The following is a 24,995-nucleotide window of genomic DNA, read 5'->3' as shown; positions in this document are numbered from 1 at the left end:
GGCGGCTTGTCAGTCGTTGTTCCCGGTCAGTGGAGGCGCATTATAGGGAGTTCTCGGCGGGCCGCAACCCCTAAATGCAAAAAACTTTTCAAGCGCGGGTTTTTTCGGCAAAACGCTGGCCAAACCCGCATTTTTGTCACTTTTCGTACTGGATCTGGCTAAATTCCTGGGCGAAACGGTCGACCTGCTGCCAATCGGTGTACTCCACTTCCTTACTGGTATCCGTTTCACCGCCCGTCATACGCATAATAAATTGAATCATGATGCGGTCGAACCAGCGATAGCGCGGATAACGCAATGCGCCGGCAAACACCGCGCACTGTTTTGGCTGCCACGGCGAGGCCAGCAGGAACTTGCGAGTATAAGCGTTGGTTTGCGGCGAGCGCTTTTCCGGTTTACGCGCGGTCAGGTTCACGGCAAAGAACGCGCTCGGCATTCGATTCAGTTGCTCGGCATAACGCTTGACGAATTTATCCAGCGCCGGGTTAAAGTGCCCGTAACGGATAGAAGCGCCGATCATCACCTGCTGATACTGGCTAAGATCGACCTGTTCCGCCTGCAGCAGATCGATCACCTCACAACGCAGCGTGTCCTGCAGCTTGCTTGCTATATAAGAAGCGATAGCGCGTGTTTGCCCGTCACGGCTCGAATAAAGTATCAATGCCTTCATGGCGTACTCCTTATATCAGGCTCACTCACGCCAGAAGGTTGGCGTGAACAGCACCAGCAATGTGAACACTTCCAGGCGCCCGAACAGCATCGTCACCACCAGGATCCACTTGGCCGCCGCCGGCATCGTGGTGAAGTTATCCGCCACTACGCCCAGGCCGGGGCCGAGGTTATTGAGCGTTGCCGTCACTGCGGCGAACGCGGAAAAGTCGTCAACGCCGGTGGCAATGATCGCCAGCATGCTGACGATAAACACCAGCGCATAGGCAGAGAAGAATCCCCATACCGCCTCCAGGATGCGTTCCGGCAGCGCGCGGTTGCCCAATTTGATGGTATAGACCGCGTTGGGGTGCACCAACCTTTTCAACTCGCGCGATCCCTGCAGGTACAGAAGCAGGATACGGATCACCTTCAGGCCACCGCCGGTCGAGCCGGCGCAACCGCCGATGAACGCCGAGCACAGCAACAACATAGGCAGAAACAGCGGCCACTTGGCGATGCTGTCGGTCGTAAAACCGGCCGTGGTCGCCATCGATACCACCTGGAAGAACGCCTGATTGAGCGTTTCCATACCGCTCTTATAGACGCCATGCCCCCAGAGCACCAACGTGCATACCACCACCAGCGTCAACTGGACGAAGATGAACATGCGGAATTCAGGATCGCGCCCATACACCTTCAGACTGCGACCGCTTAGCAAAGCGAAGTGCAAGCCGTAGTTACAGCCGGAAATCAGCAGGAACACGGCGATGATGGTGTTGATGGTCGGACTGGCGTAATAACCGATACTGGCGTCGTGGGTAGAAAAACCGCCGATGGCGATGGTCGAGAAACTGTGGCCGATGGCGTCGAACACCGACATCCCAGCCCCCCAGAGCGCCAGCGCACAGGCGACGGTCAGCAACACATAGATTAGCCACAGGGTTTTGGCGGTTTCGGCGATGCGTGGACGCATCTTGTTGTCTTTCAGCGGCCCGGGCATTTCCGCCCGATACAGCTGCATGCCGCCGACGCCGAGTATCGGCAGTATCGCCACCGCCAACACGATGATCCCCATGCCGCCCATCCATTGCAGCATCTGGCGATAGAACAGAATGGCCTTCGGCAGCGAGTCCAATCCCACCAGCGTCGTCGCACCGGTGGTCGTCAATCCCGAGAAGGATTCAAAGAAGGCGTCGGTCAGCGACAGGTTGGGCCGTTCCGAAAACAGGAACGGCAATGCCCCCACGCTGCCCAGCACGGTCCAGAACAGCACGACGATCAGGAAGCCTTCCCGGGGCTTCAGCTCGTGTTTCTGTTTGCGGTTCGGCCACCACAGCATCAGACCGATGGTCAGCGCCACGAAGAAGGTTTGGCTGAATGCACGCCCCGCCCCATCGCGGTAAATCAATGCCACCAGGCCGGGAATAAACATCGTCCCGGAGAACAGGATGACCAGCAGACCAACGATACGGGTTATGGCGCGAAAATGCATTTCAGCACGATCCTTAGCAATTCAATTGGGAGGAATTATTGCGAAATGGGGGTTAATTGCAAATTACCGCGACTGAGATCACGCAATTTATTTCCAAACAGCTCGACCTCGGTGGCCGGCAAGGCCAGATGCAGCACGACGGCGGCGCCGTATTCGCCCTGCAGGATCCGACCTGCGGTTTGCTGCAGCAAGTTCTCCACCAGCGCCAACTGCGCATAGTCGCACTGCAAGATATATTCTGCTTCCGGCACCTTTTGTGCCAACGCCAACTGCTTCAACGCCTGTTGAACACCGTTGCCATAGGCTTTCACCAGCCCGCCGGTGCCCAGCTTGACGCCGCCATAGTAACGAACGACCACGGCGGTCACTTCGCCGATACCGCTGCCCATCAGCTGCGCGAGGATCGGTTTGCCGGCGGTGCCCGACGGTTCTCCGTCGTCGGAGAACCCCAGCTGCTGCGAGTCATCGGGGCTGCCGGCGACGAATGCCCAACAATGGTGCCGCGCCGTTGGGTGCTCATCCCGCACCTGCTGAATAAACGCCTTTGCCGCTTCTACCCCGCTGGTCGGCGCCAGCAGGGTGATAAAACGGCTCTTCTTTATTTCTTCGGTAAAGCAGGTTGCTTCAGCCGGTATCGGGTACGGCCGCATCAGGCCAGGTTCAGATCGCGCGTCATGTTCTCGATGCGCTTTTCGTGGATCACGATGTTGTCTTCGATGCGGATGCCGCCGTATGGCTTCAGCGCATCGATGCGATCCCAGGCGAAGTGCTGCTTGAACTCACCGCTGCGCCACGGCGCCAACAGAGAGTCGATGAAGTACAGACCCGGCTCGATGGTCAACACCATGCCCGGCTGCAACACGCGGGTGCAACGCAGGAACGGATACTTGGACGGCGCCGCCAGGTGGGTGCCTTGCTCGTCCTGCATAAAACCGGCGGCGTCGTGCACCTGCAGGCCCAGCGGGTGGCCCAGCCCGTGCGGCAGGAACGGCGTGGTGATACCCGTTTCAACCATCGCCTCTTCGCTGAGGCCGTTCACCAACTTGTGATTCTTGAGCAGCTTGGCGATGCGCTGGTGCATCTGCACATGGTAGTCGGTATAACGCACGCCGGTTTTGATGGTGTCGATCAACGCCAGCTGCTCACCGTTGAGATCTTTCACCAGGTGGGCGAACTCGCTGCCGCTTTGCGCCGCGTAGGTGCGGGTCAGATCGGCGGCGTAGCCGTTATATTCCGCGCCGGCGTCGATCAGAAAACTCAGGGATTCGGCCGGCGGCTGATGATCCAGCTTGGTGTAGTGCAGTACCGAAGCGTGTTCGTTCAGCGCCACGATGTTGTCGTAAGGCACATCGGTATCGCGGTGGCCGGTCGCCGTCAGGTAGGCCAGGTTGATGTCGAACTCGCTCATGCCGGAGAGGAAGGCCTCATGCGCCGCACGATGGCCGGTTACCGCCGTCTTCTGCGCTTCGCGCATGCAGGCCAGCTCATAGCCGGTTTTGATCGAACGGTGGAAATCCAGGTAGTTCAACACCGCTTTCGGATTGATGTTCTCAGAAGGGATGCCGAGATCGCGGGCGCGCTGTTGCGCATAACCGATATAGCCCACGCGCTCGCGCTGCGGCGGAAGCTGCTGGGCGATGGCGTCGGCGTTGGCCAGCGGCATCAATTCAAGGGATTTGGTCCAGAAACTCTCCGGCAGCGGCTCTACGCTGTGCCAGTAGTCAACCGGGGAGTAGAACCACAGCTTCGGCTTGTTAACACCGTCGATCCACAACCAGCAGTTCGGCACCGACGTCACCGGCACCCAGGCTTTGAAATGCGCGTTCACTTTGAACGGATAGCTATGGTCGTCCAAAAATACCTTTTGCAGTTCTCCGGAGTGAATCAGCAGCGCATCCAACTTGTTGCGCTCCAGCACTTCGCGCGCGCGTTTTTGCAGCTCTGCCAGGTGGTCGTTATACAAAGAAGCCAGCGTTTCCATCACAGTACCCTTATGCCTTAGCACGAAAGAAGCCATCTTAACACAGCGCTCCGACGCACCAACCTCATCGCGTTGGGCATGCGGAGCAGCTCGCAATTCCCTGCAAATGCCGTTACATCCGCAGTTTAACCATTAGCCAACCGGCCAGGCCGAGCACCGCTATCGCCAGCGCCCACAGGCCATGGTGCTCCAACAACACCGCGCCGGCCGCGGCGACGCCCGCCAGACACTGCTGCAGAAAGCCGCACAGCGCCATCGCATAGGCACCGTACTCTTTGGCGTCGCTGACCGCCATCGCCATGCTGTTGGGAAACAACACCGCCTGGCCAAAAATAGTCAGGCAATACAGCGCGATGAACAGCGCCATACCGGAAAGGCCGGCCAGAATGCCGCTCCACCACAATATCAGGATCGCCACCGTCGCCAGGGCCACGATGCCGCTGCCGGTTTGCATCAGTTTTTTCCCGCCGACGCGCGCCACCGTACGGTTCACCGTCAACGCGCCGCTAAAGTAGGCGATGCCGATCACCAAGCCCAGCGCGCCGAACGCCGTGACGTTGAGACCAAAACCCTGTTGCATGACGAACGGGCTCACCTCCTGCAACGTCACCGTGGTGGCGAAACCCAGCCCGCCGACGCAGGCCGGCCAAAAAAATCCCGGCCGCCGCAGGATGGCGAAGTAGGTAGCCGTCAGCGCCGGGCGAGGCCCGCGATCGCGCCCCGCCTCCAGCGGCAGCGTCGCCATCAGCGCCAGAATGGCCAAACCGGTGGCCCCCATCAAGACGAAGCCCATCTGCCAGTGCGAATATTGGCTGAGCAGGCCGCCGACGAACTGACCGCCGCCCAGCGCGGTGATAAAAGCGATAGAGAGCACCGACAGCCGCCGCGCCAGCTCGTCACCGCTCCAGTTATCCCGCACGATGATGCGTGCAATGATCGCCGCGCCACCGGCACCCACACCCTGCAGCGCGCGCAGCGCCAGCAGCTGGGCGCCGTTGCTGCACAGCGCCAACAGCCCGCTGCAGCCAATGAAAAGCAGCAGGGAAAGCGTCAGCGGCGCTCGGCGGCCAAAGCGATCGGCAGCCGCGCCCCAGAACAGCACCGGCAAGGCAGCGCCGATGACGAAGATCGAAATGGACAGCTCGGTGGCGCGCCGGCTCATTGCCAACTCGCGCATCACCGTCGGCAGCGAAGGCAGGTACACGGTCGTCGCCATCTGCGCCATAAATACCAACAGACACGCCAGCGTCATGGTTCTGGCGGGAATACTCCATAAGCCGCTGCGTTTGACACAAGCCGCCTTAGTCATGCCTTACCTCGTCTGAATGCTAAATCGCTGCAGGCAAGTGTATGAGGGCCGACAGACTCCAGCAAATGCCGATAGCACATAAAATATAACTTCGTTTTAAATCAAAAAACTAACTTGGCGAGATGTGATCCGACCAGCAAATATGCAATCTCTCATTTGCATATTTTTAACATAAAAACCACACTCCTCATCATCTGGTCATACCAGATCATACGCTGATTCAGGAGATAGACATGCTCTACCAAGGCGAAACATTACAACTGCACTGGCTCGATAACGGCATCGCCGAGCTGGTGTTCAACGCACCGGGCTCGGTCAACAAGCTGGACACCCGCACCGTCGCCAGCCTGGGCGAAGCGCTCACCGTGCTGGAAAACCAGCCTGAGCTGAAGGGGCTGCTGCTGCGCTCCTCCAAAGCCGCGTTTATCGTCGGCGCCGATATCACCGAATTCCTTTCTCTGTTCGCCGCACCGGCTGAAAAGCTGCAAGAGTGGCTGGTGTTCGCCAACAACGTCTTTAACCGGCTGGAAGATTTGCCGGTGCCGACCATTTCGGCCATTAACGGCTATGCGCTCGGCGGCGGTTGCGAATGCATTCTGGCGACCGATTTCCGCGCCGCCTCACCGGACGCGCGCATCGGCCTGCCGGAAACCAAATTGGGCATCATGCCGGGCTTCGGCGGTTCCGTCCGCCTGCCGCGCCTGCTGGGTAACGACAGCGCGCTGGAAATCATCGCCGCCGGCAAAGACGTCAGCGCCAAAGACGCGTTGAAAGTCGGTCTGGTGGATGCGGTAGTGGCACCGGAGAAACTGGCCGAAGCGGCGCTGAAAATGCTGCAACAGGCGATCGACGGCAAGCTGGACTGGCGCGCCGCGCGTCAACCTAAGCTGGAGCCGCTGAAGCTCAGCCCGATTGAAGCCGCGATGAGCTTCACCACCGCCAAAGGCATGGTGCTGCAGACCGCCGGGAAACATTACCCGGCGCCGATGACCGCGGTGAAAACCATTGAAGCCGCCGCCAAGCTGGGCCGCGATGAAGCGCTGAAACTGGAAACCGCCAGCTTCGTGCCGTTGGCGCGTTCTAACGAAGCGCGCGCGCTGGTCGGCATCTTCCTTAACGATCAGTTCGTGAAGGGCCAGGCGAAAAAGCTGGCCAAGAATGTGGATGCGCCGAAACAGGCGGCGGTGCTGGGCGCCGGCATCATGGGCGGCGGCATCGCCTACCAATCGGCGCTGAAAGGCGTGCCGGTGATCATGAAAGACATCAGCGACAAGTCGCTGACGCTGGGCATGAGCGAAGCGGCCAAGCTGCTCAATAAGCAGCTGGAGCGCGGCAAGCTGGATGGCCTGAAAATGGCGCAGGTGCTGTCGACCATTCAGCCGACGCTGGACTACGCCGGCATCGAGCGCGCACAGGTGATCGTTGAGGCGGTCGTCGAGAATCCGAAGGTCAAAGCCGCCGTGCTGTCGGAAGTGGAAAACCTGATCGATGAGGACACCGTTCTGGCGTCGAACACCTCGACCATTCCGATTAATCACCTGGCAAAATCGCTGAAGCGCCCGCAAAACTTCTGCGGCATGCACTTCTTTAACCCGGTACACCGCATGCCGCTGGTTGAAATCATCCGCGGCGAACAGACCAGCGATGACACCATCGCCAAAGTGGTGGCCTACGCCAGCCGCATGGGCAAAACGCCAATCGTGGTGAACGACTGCCCGGGCTTCTTCGTCAACCGCGTGCTGTTCCCGTATTTCGCCGGCTTCAGCCTGCTGCTGCGCGACGGCGCCGACTTCCGTCAGATTGATAAAGTGATGGAAAAACAGTTCGGCTGGCCGATGGGCCCGGCCTACCTGCTCGACGTCGTGGGCATCGACACCGCGCACCACGCGCAGGCGGTAATGGCCGCCGGCTTCCCGGATCGCATGAGCAAAGACTATCGCGACGCCATTGACGTGATGTTCGACAACCAGCGCTTCGGTCAGAAAAATCAATTGGGCTTCTACCGCTACAGCCAGGACAGCAAAGGCAAACCGCGCAAGGACAACGACGAGCAGACCGACGCGCTGCTGGCCGAAGTGAGCCAACCGCGCCAGACCATCAGCGACGAAGAAATCATCGCGCGCATGATGATCCCGATGATCAACGAAGTGGTTCGCTGCCTGGAAGAGAAGATCGTCGCCAGCCCGGCGGAAGCCGATATGGCGCTGGTCTACGGCATTGGCTTCCCTCCGTTCCACGGCGGCGCGTTCCGCTACCTGGATACGCTCGGCACCGCCAACTACGTTGAGCTGGCCCAGCGCTACGCACACCTCGGCGCCCTGTATCAGGTGCCGGCCGGTCTGCGCGCCAAGGCCGAACGCAATGAAAGCTACTACCCGGTGGCGACACCGCTGTCCGACGTCGCTACCCGCCAACCGGCATGAGGTCATAAAGATGGAAAACGTAGTTATTGTTGATGCCGTACGCACGCCGATGGGCCGCTCCAAGGGCGGCGCCTTCCGCCAGGTGCGCGCCGAAGATCTCTCCGCTCACCTGATGCGTGAAGTGCTGAGCCGCAACCCGGCGCTGGATGCCGCCGAGATCGATGACATTTACTGGGGCTGCGTGCAGCAGACGCTGGAGCAAGGCTTCAACATCGCCCGCAACGCCGCGCTGCTGGCCGAGATCCCGCACCGCGTGCCGGCGGTGACCGTCAACCGCCTGTGCGGCTCTTCGATGCAGGCGCTGCACGACGCGGCGCGCGCCATCATGGTCGGCGACGCGCACGTCAGCCTGATCGGCGGCGTGGAACACATGGGTCATGTGCCGATGAACCACGGCGTGGATTTCCATCCGGGGCTGAGCCGCAGCGTGGCCAAAGCCGCCGGGATGATGGGGCTGACCGCCGAAATGCTGGCCAAGATGCACAACATCAGCCGCCAGATGCAGGATGAGTTTGCCGCCCGCTCCCACCAGCGCGCGCATGCGGCGACGCTGGCAGGTTACTTCAAAAACGAGATCATACCGACCAACGGCCACGACGCCGATGGCGTGCTGACCCGTTACGATTTCGATGAAGTCATTCGCCCGGAAACCACCGTCGAAAGCCTGTCGGCCCTGCGTCCGGCGTTCGATCCGGTCAACGGCACCGTCACCGCCGGCAGTTCTTCCGCCCTGTCGGACGGCGCTTCCGCCATGCTGCTGATGAGCGAATCGCGCGCCAAAGCGCTCGGTTTGAAGGCCCGCGCCCGCATCCGCTCGATGGCGGTCGTCGGCTGCGATCCTTCCATCATGGGTTACGGCCCGGTGCCGGCCAGCAAGCTGGCGCTGAAACGCGCCGGTCTGAGCGTGCAGGACATCGATCTGTTCGAGTTGAACGAGGCGTTCGCCGCCCAGTCGCTGCCGTGCATCAAGGATCTGGGCCTGATGGACAGCATCGACGACAAGATCAACCTGAACGGCGGCGCCATCGCGCTCGGCCACCCGCTGGGGTGTTCAGGCTCCCGCATCTCGACCACCCTGTTGAACAACATGGAACGTCGCGACGCGCAGTTCGGCCTGGCGACCATGTGCATCGGCCTGGGCCAGGGCATCGCCACCGTCTTCGAACGCGTTTAGCTGTGTCTATCTTGGGATGACCGCGTCACCACTTCAAATCGCGGCATCCCGCCAAGTTTAGTTGCCGTTCTTCCCGCCTGTCAGGGGCGGGTTTTTTATGCCTGAAGTTTGCCGGCGCCCAAATAAAAACGGGGCGACCCTCGGCCACCCCGTTCACTGCGCATCGCCTCTGTCAGATAAACGAAAACGCATCGCCGAACATATGCGCTTCCAGCGCGCCGCGCTCGGCGCAGAAACGCTCACGGGCGATTTTCGCCATCTCGAAACGCCCGGCGATATAGATATCGTGCTCCGCCAGCGTGCCGAAATCCTGCAGCACCGCGCTGAGCACGGTGCCGCTGCGGCCGCGCCATTCGGCTTCCGGCTGCTCGACCACCGGGATCACCTTCAGATTCGGATGCTGCAACGACAGCGCTTCCAGCTCGCTCAAATCGTACAGGTGCTTCAGCTCACGCCCGCCCCAGTAGATCGAAATATCGCGATCGGGCTGCTGCTCCAACGCGGTCAACAAGATTGAACGCGCGTAAGAGAAGCCGGTACCGCCGGCGATCAGCACCAGCGGACGGCTGCCCTCTTCCCGCAGCCAGGCGTCGCCGTGCGGCACGTCGACGGTGATCGCCTGCTCTTTCAGGATGCGATCCATCACCGCCATGGCATACAGATTCAGCTCCGAAGCGCCGATGTGCAGCTCGATATAATCTTGCTGCGTCGGGGTAGATGCCAGCGAGAACGGACGCTTGTCGCGCTCGTCCATCACCACCATCAGATATTGCCCTGCCTTGAAAGAAAACGGCTGCTCGGGCACCAGACGTACCCGATAAACCGTATCGGTAATGGCCTCTACCGAGGTCACTTTACAGCTCAATATTGTCATGCGTTCCCTCTGTCGGGTCATCAATGCAAAGCTGAGAACAGAGCCTGACGCTACAGCGTCGGTTCCCTGTCACTGAAGATTGCGAGCTCATCCCAGATTTCGTCGACGCGCGCACGTACCTTTTCATCCATCTGAATCGGACGGCCCCATTCGCGATCGGTTTCACCCGGCCATTTATTGGTGGCGTCCAGCCCCATCTTCGAACCCAGGCCGGAAACCGGCGAGGCGAAGTCCAGATAGTCGATCGGCGTATTCTCCACCAGAACGGTATCCCTTGCCGGATCCATTCGTGTGGTGATCGCCCAAATCACGTCGTTCCAGTCGCGCGCATTGACGTCGTCATCGCAGACGATAACAAATTTGGTGTACATAAACTGCCGCAGGAACGACCAGACGCCCATCATCACGCGTTTAGCGTGGCCGGCGTACTGTTTTTTCATGGTCACTACCGCCAGGCGGTACGAGCACCCTTCCGGCGGCAGATAGAAATCGACGATTTCCGGGAATTGTTTTTGCAGGATCGGCACGAACACTTCATTCAGCGCCACGCCCAGGATCGCCGGCTCATCCGGCGGGCGGCCGGTGTAGGTCGAGTGGTAGATCGCGTTGCGGCGCTGGGTGATGTGGGTGACGGTGAACACCGGGAACTGGTCGATTTCATTGTAGTAACCGGTGTGGTCGCCGTAGGGGCCTTCCGGCGCCATTTCACCCGGCTCGATATAGCCTTCCAGCACGATTTCGGCGCTGGCTGGCACTTCCAGATCGTTGGAAAGGCACTTGACCACTTCGGTTTTATTGCCGCGCAGCAGCCCGGCAAAGGCGTATTCAGACAGGGTATCCGGCACCGGCGTGACCGCACCGAGGATGGTGGCGGGATCGGCGCCCAGCGCTACCGCGACCGGGAAACGCTCGCCGGGGTGCGCCTGGCACCACTCCTGATAATCCAGCGCGCCGCCGCGATGCGACAGCCAGCGCATAATCACTTTGTTCTTGCCCAGCACCTGCTGGCGATAGATGCCGAGATTTTGCCGTTCCTTATGCGGGCCACGGGTCACCGTCAGCCCCCAGGTGATCAGCGGCGCGGCGTCTTCCGGCCAGCAGTGCATCACCGGAATACGGCCCAGATCGACATCCTCACCCTGCCATACCTGCTCCTGACAAGGCGCGGATCCCAGCACCTTGGTCGGCATGTTCAGCACCTGCTTGAACTTCGGCATTTTGTCGAACAGATCGCGGAAGCCTTTCGGCGGCTCAGGCTCTTTGAGGAACGCCAGCAGTTTGCCGACTTCGCGCAGCGCGCTGATGTCTTCCTGCCCCATGCCCATCGCCACGCGATTGGCGGTGCCGAACAGGTTGCACAGCACCGGCATGTCGTAGCCTTTCGGGTTTTCAAACAGCAATGCCGGGCCGCCCGCCCGCAGGGTGCGATCGGCAATCTCCGTCATTTCCAGGTAAGGATCGATCGGCTGGCTGATGCGTTTTAGTTCCCCTCTCTTCTCCAGCAACGAGAGGAAATCGCGTAAGTCACGGTATTTCATGCTGATCATTATAACGGCCAGTGGGGAGGGCATTATAAGCCCTCTTCACGGTTGTTGCTGCAATTTTGTTAACGCCGCCCGCTGCGGGGTGGCCCTCAGCCGCAGTTGAACGGCACTAGCGTGGCCAGCGCACGCGTATCCTGATATTCGCGCGTCTCCTCGCCGTGGCGGAACACCTTGAAGCCCTGCCCGTTAGCGCTGAAGTAACGCAGCGCATCGCCTTCAACGTGCAGCAGGCTGCCTTCACGCAGCGCCACCACCGATTCACTCGGGTTGACCGCGCAGAACTCCGCCAGGCGCTCGTCACGGGTTTCGCCCATGTGGCCGCTGATATGCGCGTCGATGTAATGCGGGTTGATCTGCACCGGGAACAGCCCCAGCGCCGGCAGCACCACGCTGCAGCGCACCGGCATATCATTGGTGGTACGAATGCTCGGCGTAGCCACGTTGCAACCGGCGCTCCAGCCGACGTAAGGCACCTCACGCTCGCGCACCGCGCGCTGGATAGGCACGATCAGGCCTTGTTCGTGCAGCATTTGGTTCAGCAACCAGGTATTGCCGCCGCTGACCAAAATACACTCCGCCTGCGCGATCGCCGCCGCCGGCGAAGCGGCGTGGTGGATACTGGTGACTTCGATGCCCAGCGTTTGCGCCAGCTCCTGCGCACGCTGGTCGTAGTCATAACGGATCAGGGCGTAAGGGATAAAGACGGCGGATTTGATGCCGCGACGCGCAATCATCGCCAGCAGTTGGCTTTTGGCGTACCCCAGCAGCTCGGCTTCGCCAGACAGCTTGCCGTTGCTCAACAGAAACAGCTCCATTTCTTTCCCCCTCGGTCAAAAACGATGAATAGCGTCACAGCCGGTAGCGCAACGCCTTGCCATACTGTGACGGTAACAAATTTTCAGCCCTCTGTTATACCAGCGCCGTATCGATAAGTGTGTGACCCCTCGCTAATAGCCGCATATTCATAGAGATAGGTGATGTTACACGCTGAAACTTGCATCACTATGTATCCGGAATAGCTTTTGATATGCTTACCGGCTGGCAGAAAGGCATGTGAAATTATGGAATCCTGGTATCTACTTTATTGCAAACGCGGTCAGCTGTTGCGAGCGCAGGAACATCTGGAACGGCAGCAGGTAAACTGCCTCAGCCCGATCATCACGCTGGAAAAGATCGTGCGCGGCAAGCGCATCGCGGTCAGCGAACCCCTGTTTCCCAACTATCTGTTTGTGGAGTTCGACCCGGAGCGCATTCACACCACCACCATCAGCGCCACCCGCGGCGTCAGCCACTTCGTGCGTTTCGGCGCGTTGCCGAGCGTGATCCCGAGCAAGGTGATCGATGAGCTGCGCACGCACGCCAGCGAAACCTATGTCGATCCGGAAACCCCGCAGCCGGGGGATACCGTTCTGATCGTCGACGGCGTATTCGAAGGGCTGCAGGCGATCTACACCGAGCCGGACGGCGAGGCGCGTTCCATGTTGTTGCTGAACCTGATCAACAAACAGGTCAGTCAAAGCATCGACAACCGACAGTTCCAGAAGATGTAATGCAAAAGGCGCCCTCAGGCGCCTTTTTGTTGGCTCAGTTGGCGCTTAACGACGCATCGCGTCGTCGTGCAGCCACTGGGCGACACGCTTGGCGAAGTAGGTCAACACACCGTCGGCGCCGGCGCGTTTGAAACACATCAACGACTCCATCACCGCAGGTTGTTCTTGCAGCCAGCCGTTCTGAATCGCCGCCATATGCATCGCGTACTCGCCGGACACCTGATAAGCGAAGGTTGGCACGCCGAAGGTATCCTTCACGCGGCGTACGACGTCGAGGTACGGCATGCCCGGTTTCACCATCACCATGTCCGCGCCTTCCTGCAGATCCTGTGCAATCTCCTGCAGCGCTTCGTCGCTGTTGGCCGGATCCATCTGATAGGTCTTCTTGTTGCCGCCCTTCAGGTTGCCGCTGGAGCCCAGCGCATCGCGGAACGGGCCGTAGTAACAGGAAGCATACTTGGCGGAATAGGCCATAATCTGGGTATTCACCAGGCCCTGCAATTCCAGACGATCGCGGATCGCCCCGATGCGGCCGTCCATCATGTCACTCGGCGCCACGATTTCCGCACCCGCTTCGGCATGGGACAGCGCCTGACGCACCAGGATGTCTTTGGTCACGTCGTTAATCACATAGCCCTGCTCATCGATGACCCCGTCCTGCCCATGCGTGGTGTAGGGATCGAGCGCTACGTCGGTCAGAATGCCCAGCTCAGGCACCGCGTCTTTCAGCGTGCGCACCGTGCGCTGCACCAACCCTTCCGGGTTATAGGCTTCTTCCGCATGCAGCGATTTCAGGCCCGGCTCGATCACCGGGAACAGGGAGATCACCGGCACGCCGAGTTTGGCAATGGTTTCCGCTTCTTTGACCAGCAGATCGATCGTCATGCGCGATACGCCCGGCATCGAGGCCACTTCTTCCTGACGGTTGCTGCCTTCCATGACAAACACCGGATAAATCAGGTCGTTGACCGTCAGTTGGTTTTCGGCGACCAGGCGGCGGCTGAAGTCATGACGGCGCACGCGGCGCATACGGCGACCAGGGAAGGTACCCGGAAATGCATAGCTCATAGTTTTCTCCTAGCTCAAACCAGCCGGAATAGCCGGCGGGCGTTCTCATCGGTTTTTTGCCCCAGCCATTGCGGCTCTTCCTGTCGCCAGACGGCGACCTGATGCACGATATGGGGCAGGAAACAGGGTTCGTTGCGGCGAGATGCGGGTTTAGGTTGTAAATCCCGGGGCAACAAATAAGGGGCGTCCGTTTCCAGCAGCAGACGCTCGGCCGGGATCTGCGGCAACAGGGCGCGCAATTCCAGGCCGCGCCGCTCGTCGCAGACCCAACCGGTAATCCCGATCGACAGGCCCAGCGACAGGCAGCTTGTTAATTCTTCGGCGGTGCCGGTGAAGCAGTGCACCACGGCCGCGGGCAGTTTATCCAACCACGGCGTCAGTAGCTCGGCAAAACGTGCGTGTGCGTCGCGGCAGTGGAGAAACACCGGCAGCGCCAACTCCGCCGCCAGCGCCAGCTGCGCGGTGAACGCCGCTTCCTGCTGCGCGGGCGTCGAGAAGTTGCGATTGAAATCCAGGCCGCATTCGCCGATCGCCGCCACTTCAGGGCGCGCGGCCAACGCATAAATCTGCTCGGCGGTGTGTTCATCCCAACCGCTGGCGTAGTGCGGATGCACGCCGGCGGTAGACCAACCGTAGCCCGCATGTTGCTGCGCCAGTTCGGCGGCCTCGCGGCTCTCCGCCAGATCGGTGCCGGTAATCAACATCCCCGTCACGCCCGCAACGCGGGCGCGTTCCACCACCGCCTGGCGGTCTTTGGCGAATTGGCTGCTAGTGAGATTAACGCCGATATCAAACATGGTTTTTTCCAAAGCAAAAGCCGCCCAATGGGCGGCTTCGCAATCAATGTGGATCAGGGTGCTGGGGGTTCGTCACCCTCGTCTTCTTCTTCCGCCTGCGGGCGACGTTTACCGGTATAGAAGCGAGCGAAGAACACCCCCACTTCAAACAGCAGATACATCGGTATTGCCAACAGGGTTTGCGAGAACACGTCCGGCGGCGTCAACAGCATGCCGACCACAAACGCGCCGACCAACACATACGGCCGTTTCTTCTTCAGATCTTCCGGCGAGGTGACGCCGCTCCAGCACAGCAGAATGATGGCGACCGGCACTTCGAAGGCGACGCCAAACGCCATAAACAGCGCCATGACGAAATCGAGGTAGTTTTTAATGTCGGTCGCAATGGTCACCCCCATCGGCGCGGTCTTGGCAAAGAAGCCGAAGGCCAGCGGGAACACGATGAAGTAGGCGAAAGCCATGCCGAGGTAGAACAGCAGGCTGCTGGACACCAGCAGCGGCATCATCAGGCGGCGTTCATGCTTGTACAGCGCCGGTGCGATGAATGCCCACACCTGATACAGAATCATCGGCGCTGAGACGAACACCGAGACGATCATGGTCAGCTTGATCGGCGTAAAGAACGGTGACGCCACGTCGGTAGCGATCATGCTCGCCCCGGCCGGCAGCTGCTTGAGCAGCGGCGCAGAGACCAGCTGGTAGATGTCGTTGGCGAAAAACACCAGCACCACGAACACCGCCAGCACGCAAATAATCGAGTTCAATAGCCGCTTGCGCAGCTCTATCAGATGACTGATAAGGGGTTGGGTATCTTCAACAGCCATGTATTAACGATCGCCACTAGGTTGGTGAGACGCTGGGGTTTTATCCGCAACAGGTTCGACAGGTGCCGGCGCGGTTTCCACCGGCGCTTTAGCCTGCTGCGCTGGCACTGGCGCGGCCGGTGACACAGGCGCGACGGCCTCAGGCTCCGCTGCCGGTTTTGGCACGGCGGCGGGCGCGCTGGCGCTGGTTGCCGCTTCCGCCGGCGTCACGCCGTCGTGCAAGGCTTCCGGATCGGTGACCTGCGGGTTATGAATGGTGTTCGCCAGCTCTTCTTTCTCGCCCCGGTAGGTGCGTTTCAATGATTCCGCCGCGTCTTTCAGCTCATCCATTGACGCCTTCAGCTCCGGCGTCAGGTTCTGCAAACCGGCCTGTTCCGCTTTTTTCAGGCTGTCCTGCAGCTCCTGCAGCTTCAGTTCCTGAGACAGTTCGTGCTGCACCGAGGCCGCCAGCGAGCGCAGCGCGCGGATCCAGCCCGACACCGTTCTGACCGCGACCGGCAACCGTTCCGGCCCCAGAACAACCAGGCCGATCACCAGCACCAGCAGCAGCTCACTAAACCCAATGTCAAACACGGTTTATACCTGCTCTTTGTTCTTCGACTCTTCCGGTTTCACTTCCGGCTGCTTATCGGTAATAGGCTTGGCCGAGAAGTCAGCGTCATCCAGGCTGCTTTTCTCAGCCGTGTTGGGGGTCGACGGCGTGTCGTCGCCGATCGCCTTCTTGAAGCCCTTGATCGAGGCGCCGAGATCGGAGCCCAGCGTGCGCAGTTTTTTGGTACCGAACAGCAGCACCACGATCACTGCGATGATCAACAATTGCGTAATACTAATACCGCCCATTTTAATTACCTCTAATTTTAAAGGGTCTTTCAAAGCCAGCCCGCATTATAGGGCCGACTTTACCAGAGTGACGAATTAAATCAGGTGGTTCGCTTCCAGCCAATCACCCAGCATACGATGCCGGCGGCCATCATCCAGGCAGGAAACACCTCGATTTGCCCCAGCAGCAACAGCGTGCCGCTTACCAAGAGTGTAGCGCCAACGCCGAACAAATAACGTGACTGCCCCTGACGAACCCGCTGAGCCTGCATTTGGTTGGTCAGCTTATCAACGCTTTGTTGCAACAGTTTATGCTGCTGCAGGCTGTCGTAAAACAGCTCGGGCAGTTCCGGCAGCTTCTCCGCCCAGAACGGTGCTTTTTCTTTCAGCGCGCGCACCACGGCAGGGATGCCGACCTGATCGCGCAGCCAGCTCTCAAGGAACGGCTTGGCCGTGGTCCACAAATCCAGCTGCGGGTAGAGCTGGCGCCCCAGTCCTTCAACATACAGCAAGGTCTTCTGCAATAACACCAGCTGCGGCTGCACTTCCATATTGAAGCGGCGTGCGGTGTTGAACAGGTTCAGCAGCACGTTGCCGAAGGAAATCTCCGCCAGCGGTTTCTCGAAAATCGGCTCGCACACGGTGCGGATGGCGAATTCAAAGTCTTCCACATTGGTGTCGCGCGGCACCCAACCGGAGTCGACGTGCAGTTCCGCCACCTTGCGGTAATCGCGGTTGAAGAAGGCGATGAAATTTTCCGCCAGGTAGCGTTTATCATCCTTGTTCAGCGAGCCGACGATGCCGCAGTCGATGCCGATATAGCAAGGATCTTCCGGATGTTCGTAGCTGACGAAAATATTACCGGGATGCATGTCCGCATGGAAGAAGCTGTCGCGGAATACCTGGGTAAAGAACACCTGAACGCCGCGTTCCGCCAACAGTTTCATGTTGGTGCCCTGCTGCTCCAGCGTGGCGATATCCGAGACTGGAATGCCGTAGATGCGCTCCATCACCAATACGCTTTCACGGCAGTAGTCGGAATAAACTTCCGGTACGTACAGCATCGGGCTGCCGTCGAAATTGCGGCGCAGCTGAATGGCGTTGGCCGCTTCTCGCAGCAGGTTCAATTCGTCCAGCAGGGTTTTCTCGTACTCGCGCACCACTTCGCGCGGGCGCAGACGGCGGCCGTCCGGCAACAGCTTCGGCACCCAGCCGGCCAAACGGTACATCAGGCGCACGTCGGCCTTGATGATCGGCCCGATATCCGGCCGGATCACCTTCAGCACTACTTCCTGGCCGGTGGTTTTGAGCCGCGCGGTATGCACCTGCGCGATCGAAGCAGAGGCCAACGGCTGCTGATCGAAATCGTCGAACCAGGTTTCCAGCGGGCCGCCCATCGCCAGTTCGATATGTTTACGCGCCAGCGCGCCGTCGAAAGGCGCGACCCGGTCCTGCAACAAAGTCAGCTGATCGGCAATCTGCGGCGGAAACAGATCGCGGCGGGTCGACATCATCTGGCCGAACTTGATCCAGACCGGCCCCAGCTCCTGCAGCGCCAGCCGCAGGCGTTCACCCAGCGGCTTGTCCTTGTGCCGATTCGGCATCCAGAACAGCAACCGGCGGCCGAAGCGCAGCGGCAGCGTCAAACGCATTTTAGGGATCAGTTCGTCCAGCCCATAGCTGAGAAAAACGCGGACGATAAAATACAAACGGCGCAGTTCGCCTGGGGTCATCGCTTGCCCTCCAACTTGTCCATGCGGGCAGACAGCGCTTCCGCGCTGCGGGCGAGTGCATCAACTTCCTCGTTGAACCACACCACTTCCAGCGGCCCCGGTGCCAGACGCCACTCTTCCGTCAACGCCTCCGCCATGTCCTGCTGCCGGCGCATAAAGCCGGTTTTCAGCAGCGAGGCGCCTTTTCCCAGCGCCTGCGTAATGCCCTGGGCGGCGATATCGCCGATATAGGGCGCCAGCCACTCCGCCGGATCCCACTCCGCCAGATCGAGCAGGCCAACCAGCTGTTGCACCACCTGAATATCGCCTTCCACCGTCAATTCGCCGCTGCGCATCAGCACCGGCAACTGCTGGCGATCGCGCAGCTTCAGTAAGGCGGGAATGCGGCTGCGCACGGTGCAATCGGCGCTGTCCTCAGACTGGCCCAGCACGTCCACGCGCAGTTCGCTGAACACCAGCACCAGCGGTGAAGCCAGCTCTTCCAGTTCGATACGCAGCACCTTGCCCGCCAGGCGTTGGCGAGCGGCTTTCATGCTGCGATCGCGAAACAGCAGATTATTCAGCGAGGTTTCCAGCGCACCGGTCAGCAGAGGGGTAAACAGCATCGGCATCTCCCTATCAGAACTTGAAGCCGCGATGCAGGGCGACAATCCCACCGGTCAGGTTGAAATAGGTGACGTTTTCAAAACCGGCGTTGCCCATCATGCCCTTCAGAGTTTCCTGATCGGGGTGCATGCGGATCGATTCCGCCAGGTAGCGGTAGCTGTCCGGATCCTTCACCACCAGCTCGCCGATCTTCGGCAATACGTGGAACGAGTAGGCATCGTAAGCTTTGCTCAGCGGCGCCAGCAGCGGCTTGGAGAATTCCAGCACCAGCAGGCGGCCGCCCGGCTTCAGTACGCGGAACATCGAGCGCAGCGCTTTGTCTTTGTCGGTGACGTTGCGCAGGCCAAAGGAGATGGTGATGCAATCGAAGTAATTGTCCGGGAACGGCAGCGCTTCGGCGTTGGCCTGCACGTAATTGATGTTGCCGACGATGCCGCGATCGCGCAGCTTCTCGCGTCCCATCTTCAGCATCGAATCGTTGATGTCCGCCAGCACCACCTGCCCCTGCTCGCCGACCATGCGGGAGAACTTGGCCGCCAGATCGCCGGTACCGCCGGCCAGATCCAGCACGCGCTGCCCACGGCGCACGCCGCTGCAGTCAATGGTGAAACGCTTCCAGATACGGTGGATGCCGAACGACATCAGGTCGTTCATCACGTCATACTTTGCCGCTACCGAATGAAAAACGTCCGCCACCATGGCCTGTTTTTCGTCTCTAGCGACGGTGCGAAAACCGAAATCGGTGGTTTCCTGCGGTTGATCTGCCATTGTCCTGCCTGCTATTCAGTCAATTTTGTGTGGATGAGTGTACCAGAAGCCTGGGGAATACCCCACCTCGCCACGGCCTCAGCCGTGCGAAACGAAGCCCGGTTCCCCGGCGGTATCGTCATCGTCTTTCGTCTGCGGCAGCGCGGCGACATCATCGTCGTTCGCCTCTTCCGCTTCATCGTGTTGCGCGCCGGCTTGCTGCGTCAGCAGCGGGTTGATCGGCCGTTTGACCTCAACCCCCAACGCGCGGAAACCTTCAATTTGGCCGATAAGGTTACCACGGCCTTCGCTCAGTTTGTTCATCGCCTGACGATAACTGCCCTGCGCTTTGTCCAGGCTCTGCCCCAGCGCGGACATATCGTCCACGAACAGCCGCATCTTGTCATACAGTTTCGCCGCGCGATCGGCGATGCGCTGGGCGTTCTGACTTTGATGCTCATAGCGCCACAGGTTGGTGATAGTGCGCAGCGCCACCAGCAACGTGGTCGGGCTGACCAGCATGATGTTGTGCTTGAGCGCTTCGCTGATCAGCTCCGGTTCGCGATCGATAGCCAGCAGGAAGGCGGGCTCCACCGGAATGAACATCAGCACATAATCCAGCGAGCGCAGTCCCGGCAGCTGCTGATAATCCTTGCGGCCCAGCATGCGAATGTGGCCGCGCAGCGAGGCGATATGTTCGCTCAGCGCCGCTTCGCGCTCCACCTCGTCTTCACCGTTGAAATAGCGCTCGTAGGCGATCAGCGACATCTTGGCGTCGATCACCACGTCCTTGCCCTGCGGCAGGCGCACGATCACATCGGGCTGCATGCGGCTCTGGTGATCCACCCGCACGTTGACCTGCGTTTCATACTCGTGCCCTTCGCGCAGGCCGGAGGCCTCCAGCACCCGGCTCAGCACCACTTCGCCCCAGTTGCCCTGCGTTTTGTTGTCGCCTTTAAGCGCCTTGGTGAGGTTAATGGCCTCGCGCGCCATCTGTGCGTTCAACTGCTGCAGATTACGTATTTCGTGCGTCAGCGTGTGACGTTCCCGCGCCTCCTGACCAAAGCTGTCCTGCACCTGACGGCGGAAACCGTCCAGCTGTTCACGCAGCGGCAGCAGCAACCGATCCAAGCTTTGCTTATTTTGCTCGTCCACCTTGCGGCCGCTGTGTTCAAAAATGCGGTTGGCGAGGTTTTCAAACTGGGTGGTGAGGCGTTGTTCGCTGTTGATAAGCAGGCGCTGCTTCTCCTCCGCCGCCATGCGCGTCTCTTCCAGACGGATGGTGACTTCGCGCAGCTCGGCCTCCTGCGCGCTGTTAACCTCGCGCTGGGCGCGCAGCTCCTGATTGAGCAATTCGCATTCGTTGTGCCAATGGTTGAGCTGTTGAAGCTTTTCATGCCCGGCCGCCAGCTGGCTGTGCAGGTTACGCAGCTCCAGCTCGCTCTGCCGCAGCTGCTGCTCGTGGCGCTGCAGAGCCTCCTGCCGCGCCGCCGTTTCCTGCTGCGCCTGCTGCAACGCTTGCTCCAGCAACCGCAGCTCGGTTTCATGCTGCGCATTCGTCTGTTGCACCCGCAGACTGGCGATCAACCACCCCAACAGCATGCCGATCGTTACGCCGCCAATCCCATAAATCAGACTGGTATCCACCCTGCCTCCTGTTGCACCTTGCCGTTCCGGCGTTTCGCACGCCCATTGCCCGTCACGTTAAGGGGAGCCTGTATGGATGTCCAGCCTGATTTTGCCCGCCGCGCACAATATTGCGCGGCGCTGCGCAATTTAGCGAGAAATCAGCCCAGCCACTGGCTGAGCCACTTGATGCCGAATGCCCCCGGCGCCAGAATGCCGAACGCCCAGATCATCGCCGACGTGACGTTGGCTAACTGGAAATAACGCTGCGGCATGCCGCAAATGCCGCCCACCAGCGGCACCACGGCGCGCAGCGGGCCGAAAAAGCGGCCGATGAAGATGCCCAGCACGCCCCAGCGTTCAAAGAACGCGTGGCCGCGCGCCAGCAGCTGCGGATTGCGCGACAGCGGCCACATATGCGCCACCCGGTCCTGATAGTGATAGCCGATCCAGTAAGAGAGCCAGTCGCCGAAAAACGCCCCGACGGCGGCAGCGGCCCAAATCGGCCAAAAGGCGATGCCGCTTTCGCCGATCAGCGCGCCCAGCGCCAGCAGGATCACCGTGGCCGGCAGCAGCAGCGACAAAAACGCCAGCGACTCGCCGAACGCCAGGAAAAAGATGATGGGAATGGCCCAGCCTTCGTGCTGACGCACGACGTCGCTGACCCAGTTGATAACGTCATTGAGGCTCAATGCGGGGCTCCTGATACGCGATAATTCGCCGCCTAGGATAGGCCGGGGCGAGTTAAACCCCGGCTAAACGCGCGGCGATTTACTCGAGGTAGAACGCCTGCAGCGCTTCGCGCTGGGCTGCGCCCAGGCCGTATTCCGCTTCCAGCCAGCGGTCGGTGGAACCGTATTGCTGACGGATGCAGCCCAACGCCGTCATCAGGAACTCCTCGCGCGCGCTGAGCACGTAGGCGAATTGCTCCAGCGCCGCCGCATTCAGCTTGATAGACAGCTGATCCAGCATCTGCTCGCGGAAAGTGGCCAGCGTGGTTTCGGTCAGCAGATAGTCTTCCAGCACCGTCGCTTCGTCGGCCCCCAGCGCGAACAGCACCAGTGCCGAACCGACCCCGGTGCGATCCTTGCCGACCGCGCAGTGCTGTACGATGGCGCCGCCGCCAGGATTGCTCAACAGCTGCGCCAGCCGCTGATAGGCCGCATTGCCGAACGGCAGGCGGCGATACAGCTCCAGCATGAACGCGCGGGCATCGAAGGCGGCCAGCGTCTCGTTGGTGAGCTTCTCCAGGTTGGCGTTGACTTCGCTGCTCAGCGGGTTGGCCGGCACGTGGTGATAATCGGCGCCATTCCACAGAATATCCGGCTTGGCCTGCACCTCGTCGGCATCGCGGTAGTCCAGCACCGAGCGCACCGGCACGCCGGCGAGAAAGGTGCAGTCGTTTTCCGTCAGCCGCTCGAGGGAACCGGAGCGGAACAGCAGGCCGCGCTTGATGCGGCGCCCGTCGGCCACGCCGTTGCCGCCGAAGTCGCGGAAATTGATGCCGCCGTCGAGCGGCGCGAGCGAAGGATGAAGCAGGATCTGGGCGGTCATAAACGTCCTCGTTGTTTTTGTTATGACAACGCGCGGCAGCCATCGGTGCAGCGCTGAGGAGTATCACCGTAACAGATTCGCCGCGAATGGAAAAACGGGCCGCGTCGGCGGCCCGTTGGGGGAAAGGCGATTACAGCAGGCGGCGGGCGGCGTCCACCACGATCTGCACCGCTTTGCTTTCGGTGTTTTTCATGGTCTCGGCGTTCGGGATCTCTTGCTGGGTGCGGTTGACGATCACCCCAGCCACCATGCCGGCACGCAGGCCCTGGCTGGCGCACATGGTCAACAGCGTGGCGGATTCCATTTCATAGTTCATCACGCCCATCGCCTGCCACTCTTCCATCGAGCCTTTGAAGCGGCTGACCACGCGGCCGGAGTAAGTGTCGTAACGCTCCTGGCCCGGATAGAAGGTATCGGAGGAGGCGGTCACGCCAATGTGCGTGGTAGCGCCGCTGGCCTTGGCCGCTTCCACCAGCGCGGTGGTGCAGGCGAAGTCAGCGACTGCCGGGAACTCCATCGGCGCAAAGTGCAGGCTGGCGCCGTCGAGGCGTACCGCCGCCGTGGTGACCAGCACGTCACCGACGTTGATGTTCGCCTGAATGGCGCCGGTGGTGCCGATGCGCAGGAAAGTGCGAATGCCCAGCTGCGCCAGCTCTTCCACCGCGATAGAGGTAGACGGGCCACCGATACCGGTAGAGCAGACGATCACCGCCTTGCCGTCCAGCTCCGCGCGCCAGGTAGTGAATTCACGATGGGAGGCCAGATGCACCGGATTTTCCATCAGCTTGGCAATCTTCTCTACGCGCTGCGGATCGCCCGGCACGATGGCAAGCTGGGCCCCTTGTAAATCGTTCTTGGTGAGGCCGAGATGAAAAACGTCAGACTGAGACATACGAGACTCCTCATGGATCATGTTTATTGGGAGGAACAAAAAAGCACTCTACTGAAAATCGCCGCTTAATTTCGTGACGATAGTCACTATGAAAAGAGAAACAAATTACATGCTACATATTTTTTGTGATTTTTATCACAAAAAAGCACTGTAACGCCCCTAGAGCGCACCGCTATACCTCAGTCTAGCCGACAAATCTTGCCGCCCTCTGCCCGTTGGTTGCCGGCTGAAACTATTTAGCTGATCAATTCGAAATACCCTCATCTTATCGGCTGCTTAGGGACAAAAAAGCCCTCTAACGCACCTTATGGCACTTACGCGGGCCAAAACGCGTAATAACATGATAAAAAGCGCTTAAAAATGCCGCAAAGCCAGATAATTAGCCGTTTTTTATCAACTTGTCCGAAAGTGCGCCACGCAGCGCCAATAATGGATAATCTTTCCTATAGTTAATCTCAGCGCTTTTTTCTATTGCACGGAGACCGCAATGAAAACCGAACATGTGATGACATTAGAACAGGCTCAGGGGGGATTCGCCCCGGCCGCCGCGCCGTTGGCCGCCTCCGCGATTATCACCGACGAACAGGGCATTCACGCCGGGCAAACGACCATTCCTTCTCAGGGCGACGCGCTGCCGGCCTACGTCGCCAAACCCGCCGACCAGAGCGGCCCTTTCCCCATCGTGCTGGTGGTGCAGGAAATCTTCGGCGTCCATGAACATATTCAGGATCTGTGCCGCCGCCTGGCCAAGCAGGGCTATCTGGCGATCGCGCCCGAGCTCTATTTCCGCCAGGGCGACGCCAACGACTACACCGATATCGGCGAGCTGTTCCAGCAGTTGGTCACCAAGGTGCCGGATCGTCAGGTGCTGTCGGATCTGGATCACGCCGCACACTGGGCTATCCGCCACGGCGGCGACGCCGGCAAGCTGGCGATCACCGGTTTTTGCTGGGGTGGCCGCATCACCTGGCTGTACGCGGCGCATAACCCGCAGTTGAAGGCGGCGGTCGCCTGGTACGGCAAACTGGTCGGTGAGAAAACGCTGAATTCACCGAAGCAGCCGGTCGACGTCGCCACCCACCTGTCGGCGCCGGTGCTGGGGCTGTATGGCGGGCAGGACAGCGGCATCCCGCTGGAGACGGTGGAAACCATGCGTCAGGCGATCCGCGCCGCCAACGCCGAGGCCGAAATCGTGGTGTATCCCGAAGTCGGGCATGCGTTCAACGCCGATTATCGTCCCAGCTACAACGCCGAAGCGGCGCAAGACGGCTGGCAGCGCATGCTGGCATGGTTCGCCCAGCACGGCGTCAAATAATTTCCCGCGCATAAAA

General features: G+C 60.2%; 24 protein-coding genes. 4 read left to right on the top strand and 20 right to left on the bottom strand.

Annotated elements, in window-relative coordinates:
- Positions 1–136: 136 nt before the first annotated feature.
- From hemG to ACUXAC_RS22965, 5 genes are all read right to left on the bottom strand, one after another.
- On the bottom strand, positions 137–670 hold the full coding sequence (gene hemG, locus ACUXAC_RS22985) for a menaquinone-dependent protoporphyrinogen IX dehydrogenase (RefSeq protein ID WP_342121137.1): 534 nt from the start codon (positions 668–670) through the stop codon (positions 137–139).
- A gap of 21 nt (positions 671–691) precedes the next feature.
- A complete protein-coding gene (gene trkH / locus ACUXAC_RS22980; RefSeq protein WP_004934492.1) occupies positions 692–2,143 on the bottom strand; it encodes a Trk system potassium transporter TrkH in 1,452 nt (483 codons plus the stop codon).
- A gap of 35 nt (positions 2,144–2,178) precedes the next feature.
- Positions 2,179–2,793 carry an IMPACT family protein gene (locus ACUXAC_RS22975; protein ID WP_084826254.1) on the bottom strand — a complete coding sequence of 205 codons (615 nt, stop codon included), beginning with the start codon at positions 2,791–2,793 and terminating at the stop codon, positions 2,179–2,181.
- Positions 2,793–4,124: a Xaa-Pro dipeptidase gene (pepQ, locus tag ACUXAC_RS22970; protein WP_070915666.1), complete on the bottom strand. Its 1,332-nt coding sequence runs from the start codon at positions 4,122–4,124 to the stop codon at positions 2,793–2,795. Before pepQ ends, ACUXAC_RS22975 begins: the two co-directional genes overlap by 1 nt.
- Before the next feature lie 112 nt (positions 4,125–4,236).
- Positions 4,237–5,433, bottom strand: coding sequence for an MFS transporter (locus tag ACUXAC_RS22965; RefSeq protein ID WP_308343322.1), 1,197 nt, complete (start codon positions 5,431–5,433; stop codon positions 4,237–4,239).
- Between the two features lie 233 nt (positions 5,434–5,666).
- Between ACUXAC_RS22965 and fadB the strand changes: the two genes are divergently transcribed.
- Together fadB and fadA are read left to right on the top strand one after the other, a co-directional pair.
- On the top strand, positions 5,667–7,856 hold the full coding sequence (fadB, locus tag ACUXAC_RS22960) for a fatty acid oxidation complex subunit alpha FadB (RefSeq protein ID WP_342121139.1): 2,190 nt from the start codon (positions 5,667–5,669) through the stop codon (positions 7,854–7,856).
- Between the two features lie 10 nt (positions 7,857–7,866).
- Positions 7,867–9,030, top strand: a complete 1,164-nt coding sequence (gene fadA / locus ACUXAC_RS22955; protein WP_025304928.1) for an acetyl-CoA C-acyltransferase FadA — start codon at positions 7,867–7,869, stop codon at positions 9,028–9,030.
- Between the two features lie 172 nt (positions 9,031–9,202).
- Here fadA and fre read toward each other — a convergent pair whose 3' ends face one another.
- The 3 genes from fre to pepE all read right to left on the bottom strand — a co-directional run bounded on the left by fre (position 9,203) and on the right by pepE (position 12,263).
- A complete protein-coding gene (gene fre / locus ACUXAC_RS22950; RefSeq protein WP_004934474.1) occupies positions 9,203–9,904 on the bottom strand; it encodes an NAD(P)H-flavin reductase in 702 nt (233 codons plus the stop codon).
- A 50-nt stretch (positions 9,905–9,954) separates the two neighbouring features.
- Positions 9,955–11,451: a 4-hydroxy-3-polyprenylbenzoate decarboxylase gene (gene ubiD / locus ACUXAC_RS22945; protein WP_025304926.1), complete on the bottom strand. Its 1,497-nt coding sequence runs from the start codon at positions 11,449–11,451 to the stop codon at positions 9,955–9,957.
- Positions 11,452–11,537: 86 nt separating this feature from the next.
- Positions 11,538–12,263 (bottom strand): dipeptidase PepE, encoded by a 726-nt coding sequence (gene pepE / locus ACUXAC_RS22940; RefSeq protein ID WP_060424139.1) that lies wholly within the window; start codon positions 12,261–12,263, stop codon positions 11,538–11,540.
- A gap of 246 nt (positions 12,264–12,509) precedes the next feature.
- On the opposite strand from pepE, the gene rfaH reads away from it, so the two are divergent.
- Positions 12,510–12,998 (top strand): transcription/translation regulatory transformer protein RfaH, encoded by a 489-nt coding sequence (rfaH, locus tag ACUXAC_RS22935; protein WP_004934466.1) that lies wholly within the window; start codon positions 12,510–12,512, stop codon positions 12,996–12,998.
- A 45-nt stretch (positions 12,999–13,043) separates the two neighbouring features.
- Here rfaH and hemB read toward each other — a convergent pair whose 3' ends face one another.
- The 12 genes from hemB to udp form a co-directional block, all read right to left on the bottom strand.
- Positions 13,044–14,066, bottom strand: coding sequence for a porphobilinogen synthase (gene hemB, locus ACUXAC_RS22930; RefSeq protein WP_387444108.1), 1,023 nt, complete (start codon positions 14,064–14,066; stop codon positions 13,044–13,046).
- A 14-nt stretch (positions 14,067–14,080) separates the two neighbouring features.
- A complete protein-coding gene (tatD, locus tag ACUXAC_RS22925) occupies positions 14,081–14,863 on the bottom strand; it encodes a 3'-5' ssDNA/RNA exonuclease TatD (RefSeq protein WP_070915677.1) in 783 nt (260 codons plus the stop codon).
- Positions 14,864–14,916: 53 nt separating this feature from the next.
- Positions 14,917–15,687 (bottom strand): Sec-independent protein translocase subunit TatC, encoded by a 771-nt coding sequence (gene tatC / locus ACUXAC_RS22920; protein WP_004934456.1) that lies wholly within the window; start codon positions 15,685–15,687, stop codon positions 14,917–14,919.
- A 3-nt stretch (positions 15,688–15,690) separates the two neighbouring features.
- Positions 15,691–16,260, bottom strand: a complete 570-nt coding sequence (gene tatB, locus ACUXAC_RS22915; RefSeq protein ID WP_060424141.1) for a Sec-independent protein translocase protein TatB — start codon at positions 16,258–16,260, stop codon at positions 15,691–15,693.
- A 3-nt stretch (positions 16,261–16,263) separates the two neighbouring features.
- Positions 16,264–16,527 (bottom strand): Sec-independent protein translocase subunit TatA, encoded by a 264-nt coding sequence (tatA, locus tag ACUXAC_RS22910; RefSeq protein WP_004934452.1) that lies wholly within the window; start codon positions 16,525–16,527, stop codon positions 16,264–16,266.
- 80 nt (positions 16,528–16,607) lie between these two features.
- Positions 16,608–18,239 carry a ubiquinone biosynthesis regulatory protein kinase UbiB gene (gene ubiB, locus ACUXAC_RS22905; RefSeq protein ID WP_038874180.1) on the bottom strand — a complete coding sequence of 544 codons (1,632 nt, stop codon included), beginning with the start codon at positions 18,237–18,239 and terminating at the stop codon, positions 16,608–16,610.
- Positions 18,236–18,844: a ubiquinone biosynthesis protein UbiJ gene (gene ubiJ / locus ACUXAC_RS22900; protein ID WP_060424142.1), complete on the bottom strand. Its 609-nt coding sequence runs from the start codon at positions 18,842–18,844 to the stop codon at positions 18,236–18,238. The genes ubiB and ubiJ overlap by 4 nt, the downstream gene beginning before the upstream one ends.
- A 13-nt stretch (positions 18,845–18,857) precedes the next feature.
- Positions 18,858–19,613 carry a bifunctional demethylmenaquinone methyltransferase/2-methoxy-6-polyprenyl-1,4-benzoquinol methylase UbiE gene (gene ubiE / locus ACUXAC_RS22895; protein WP_025304918.1) on the bottom strand — a complete coding sequence of 252 codons (756 nt, stop codon included), beginning with the start codon at positions 19,611–19,613 and terminating at the stop codon, positions 18,858–18,860.
- 78 nt (positions 19,614–19,691) lie between these two features.
- Positions 19,692–21,239 carry a DNA recombination protein RmuC gene (gene rmuC / locus ACUXAC_RS22890; protein ID WP_387444100.1) on the bottom strand — a complete coding sequence of 516 codons (1,548 nt, stop codon included), beginning with the start codon at positions 21,237–21,239 and terminating at the stop codon, positions 19,692–19,694.
- 140 nt (positions 21,240–21,379) lie between these two features.
- Positions 21,380–21,910, bottom strand: coding sequence for a DedA family protein (locus ACUXAC_RS22885; RefSeq protein ID WP_019455291.1), 531 nt, complete (start codon positions 21,908–21,910; stop codon positions 21,380–21,382).
- Positions 21,911–21,989: 79 nt separating this feature from the next.
- Positions 21,990–22,772, bottom strand: a complete 783-nt coding sequence (locus ACUXAC_RS22880; protein WP_049209368.1) for a tyrosine-protein phosphatase — start codon at positions 22,770–22,772, stop codon at positions 21,990–21,992.
- Positions 22,773–22,902: 130 nt separating this feature from the next.
- On the bottom strand, positions 22,903–23,664 hold the full coding sequence (gene udp, locus ACUXAC_RS22875) for a uridine phosphorylase (protein ID WP_004934432.1): 762 nt from the start codon (positions 23,662–23,664) through the stop codon (positions 22,903–22,905).
- A gap of 487 nt (positions 23,665–24,151) precedes the next feature.
- On the opposite strand from udp, the gene ACUXAC_RS22870 reads away from it, so the two are divergent.
- Positions 24,152–24,979, top strand: coding sequence for a dienelactone hydrolase family protein (locus ACUXAC_RS22870; RefSeq protein ID WP_038874174.1), 828 nt, complete (start codon positions 24,152–24,154; stop codon positions 24,977–24,979).
- Positions 24,980–24,995: the final 16 nt, after the last annotated feature.

It is taken from the genome of Serratia sp. 121840015-1, assembly GCF_053627655.1.
This window is presented reverse-complemented; position numbering and strand designations above follow the sequence as displayed.

Coding starts and splice junctions, on each gene's coding strand:
- rfaH (WP_004934466.1), top strand. CDS start 12,510: ATGGAATCCTGGTATCTACTTTATTGCAAACGCGGTCAGCTGTTGCGA.
- ACUXAC_RS22880 (WP_049209368.1), bottom strand. CDS start 22,772: ATGACCGCCCAGATCCTGCTTCATCCTTCGCTCGCGCCGCTCGACGGC.
- ubiE (WP_025304918.1), bottom strand. CDS start 19,613: ATGGCAGATCAACCGCAGGAAACCACCGATTTCGGTTTTCGCACCGTC.
- tatD (WP_070915677.1), bottom strand. CDS start 14,863: ATGTTTGATATCGGCGTTAATCTCACTAGCAGCCAATTCGCCAAAGAC.
- ACUXAC_RS22975 (WP_084826254.1), bottom strand. CDS start 2,793: ATGCGGCCGTACCCGATACCGGCTGAAGCAACCTGCTTTACCGAAGAA.
- udp (WP_004934432.1), bottom strand. CDS start 23,664: ATGTCTCAGTCTGACGTTTTTCATCTCGGCCTCACCAAGAACGATTTA.
- trkH (WP_004934492.1), bottom strand. CDS start 2,143: ATGCATTTTCGCGCCATAACCCGTATCGTTGGTCTGCTGGTCATCCTG.
- tatA (WP_004934452.1), bottom strand. CDS start 16,527: ATGGGCGGTATTAGTATTACGCAATTGTTGATCATCGCAGTGATCGTG.
- ubiD (WP_025304926.1), bottom strand. CDS start 11,451: ATGATCAGCATGAAATACCGTGACTTACGCGATTTCCTCTCGTTGCTG.
- fadA (WP_025304928.1), top strand. CDS start 7,867: ATGGAAAACGTAGTTATTGTTGATGCCGTACGCACGCCGATGGGCCGC.
- fadB (WP_342121139.1), top strand. CDS start 5,667: ATGCTCTACCAAGGCGAAACATTACAACTGCACTGGCTCGATAACGGC.
- fre (WP_004934474.1), bottom strand. CDS start 9,904: ATGACAATATTGAGCTGTAAAGTGACCTCGGTAGAGGCCATTACCGAT.
- hemB (WP_387444108.1), bottom strand. CDS start 14,066: ATGAGCTATGCATTTCCGGGTACCTTCCCTGGTCGCCGTATGCGCCGC.
- pepE (WP_060424139.1), bottom strand. CDS start 12,263: ATGGAGCTGTTTCTGTTGAGCAACGGCAAGCTGTCTGGCGAAGCCGAG.
- tatC (WP_004934456.1), bottom strand. CDS start 15,687: ATGGCTGTTGAAGATACCCAACCCCTTATCAGTCATCTGATAGAGCTG.
- hemG (WP_342121137.1), bottom strand. CDS start 670: ATGAAGGCATTGATACTTTATTCGAGCCGTGACGGGCAAACACGCGCT.
- ubiB (WP_038874180.1), bottom strand. CDS start 18,239: ATGACCCCAGGCGAACTGCGCCGTTTGTATTTTATCGTCCGCGTTTTT.
- pepQ (WP_070915666.1), bottom strand. CDS start 4,124: ATGGAAACGCTGGCTTCTTTGTATAACGACCACCTGGCAGAGCTGCAA.
- ACUXAC_RS22870 (WP_038874174.1), top strand. CDS start 24,152: ATGAAAACCGAACATGTGATGACATTAGAACAGGCTCAGGGGGGATTC.
- ubiJ (WP_060424142.1), bottom strand. CDS start 18,844: ATGCTGTTTACCCCTCTGCTGACCGGTGCGCTGGAAACCTCGCTGAAT.
- ACUXAC_RS22965 (WP_308343322.1), bottom strand. CDS start 5,433: ATGACTAAGGCGGCTTGTGTCAAACGCAGCGGCTTATGGAGTATTCCC.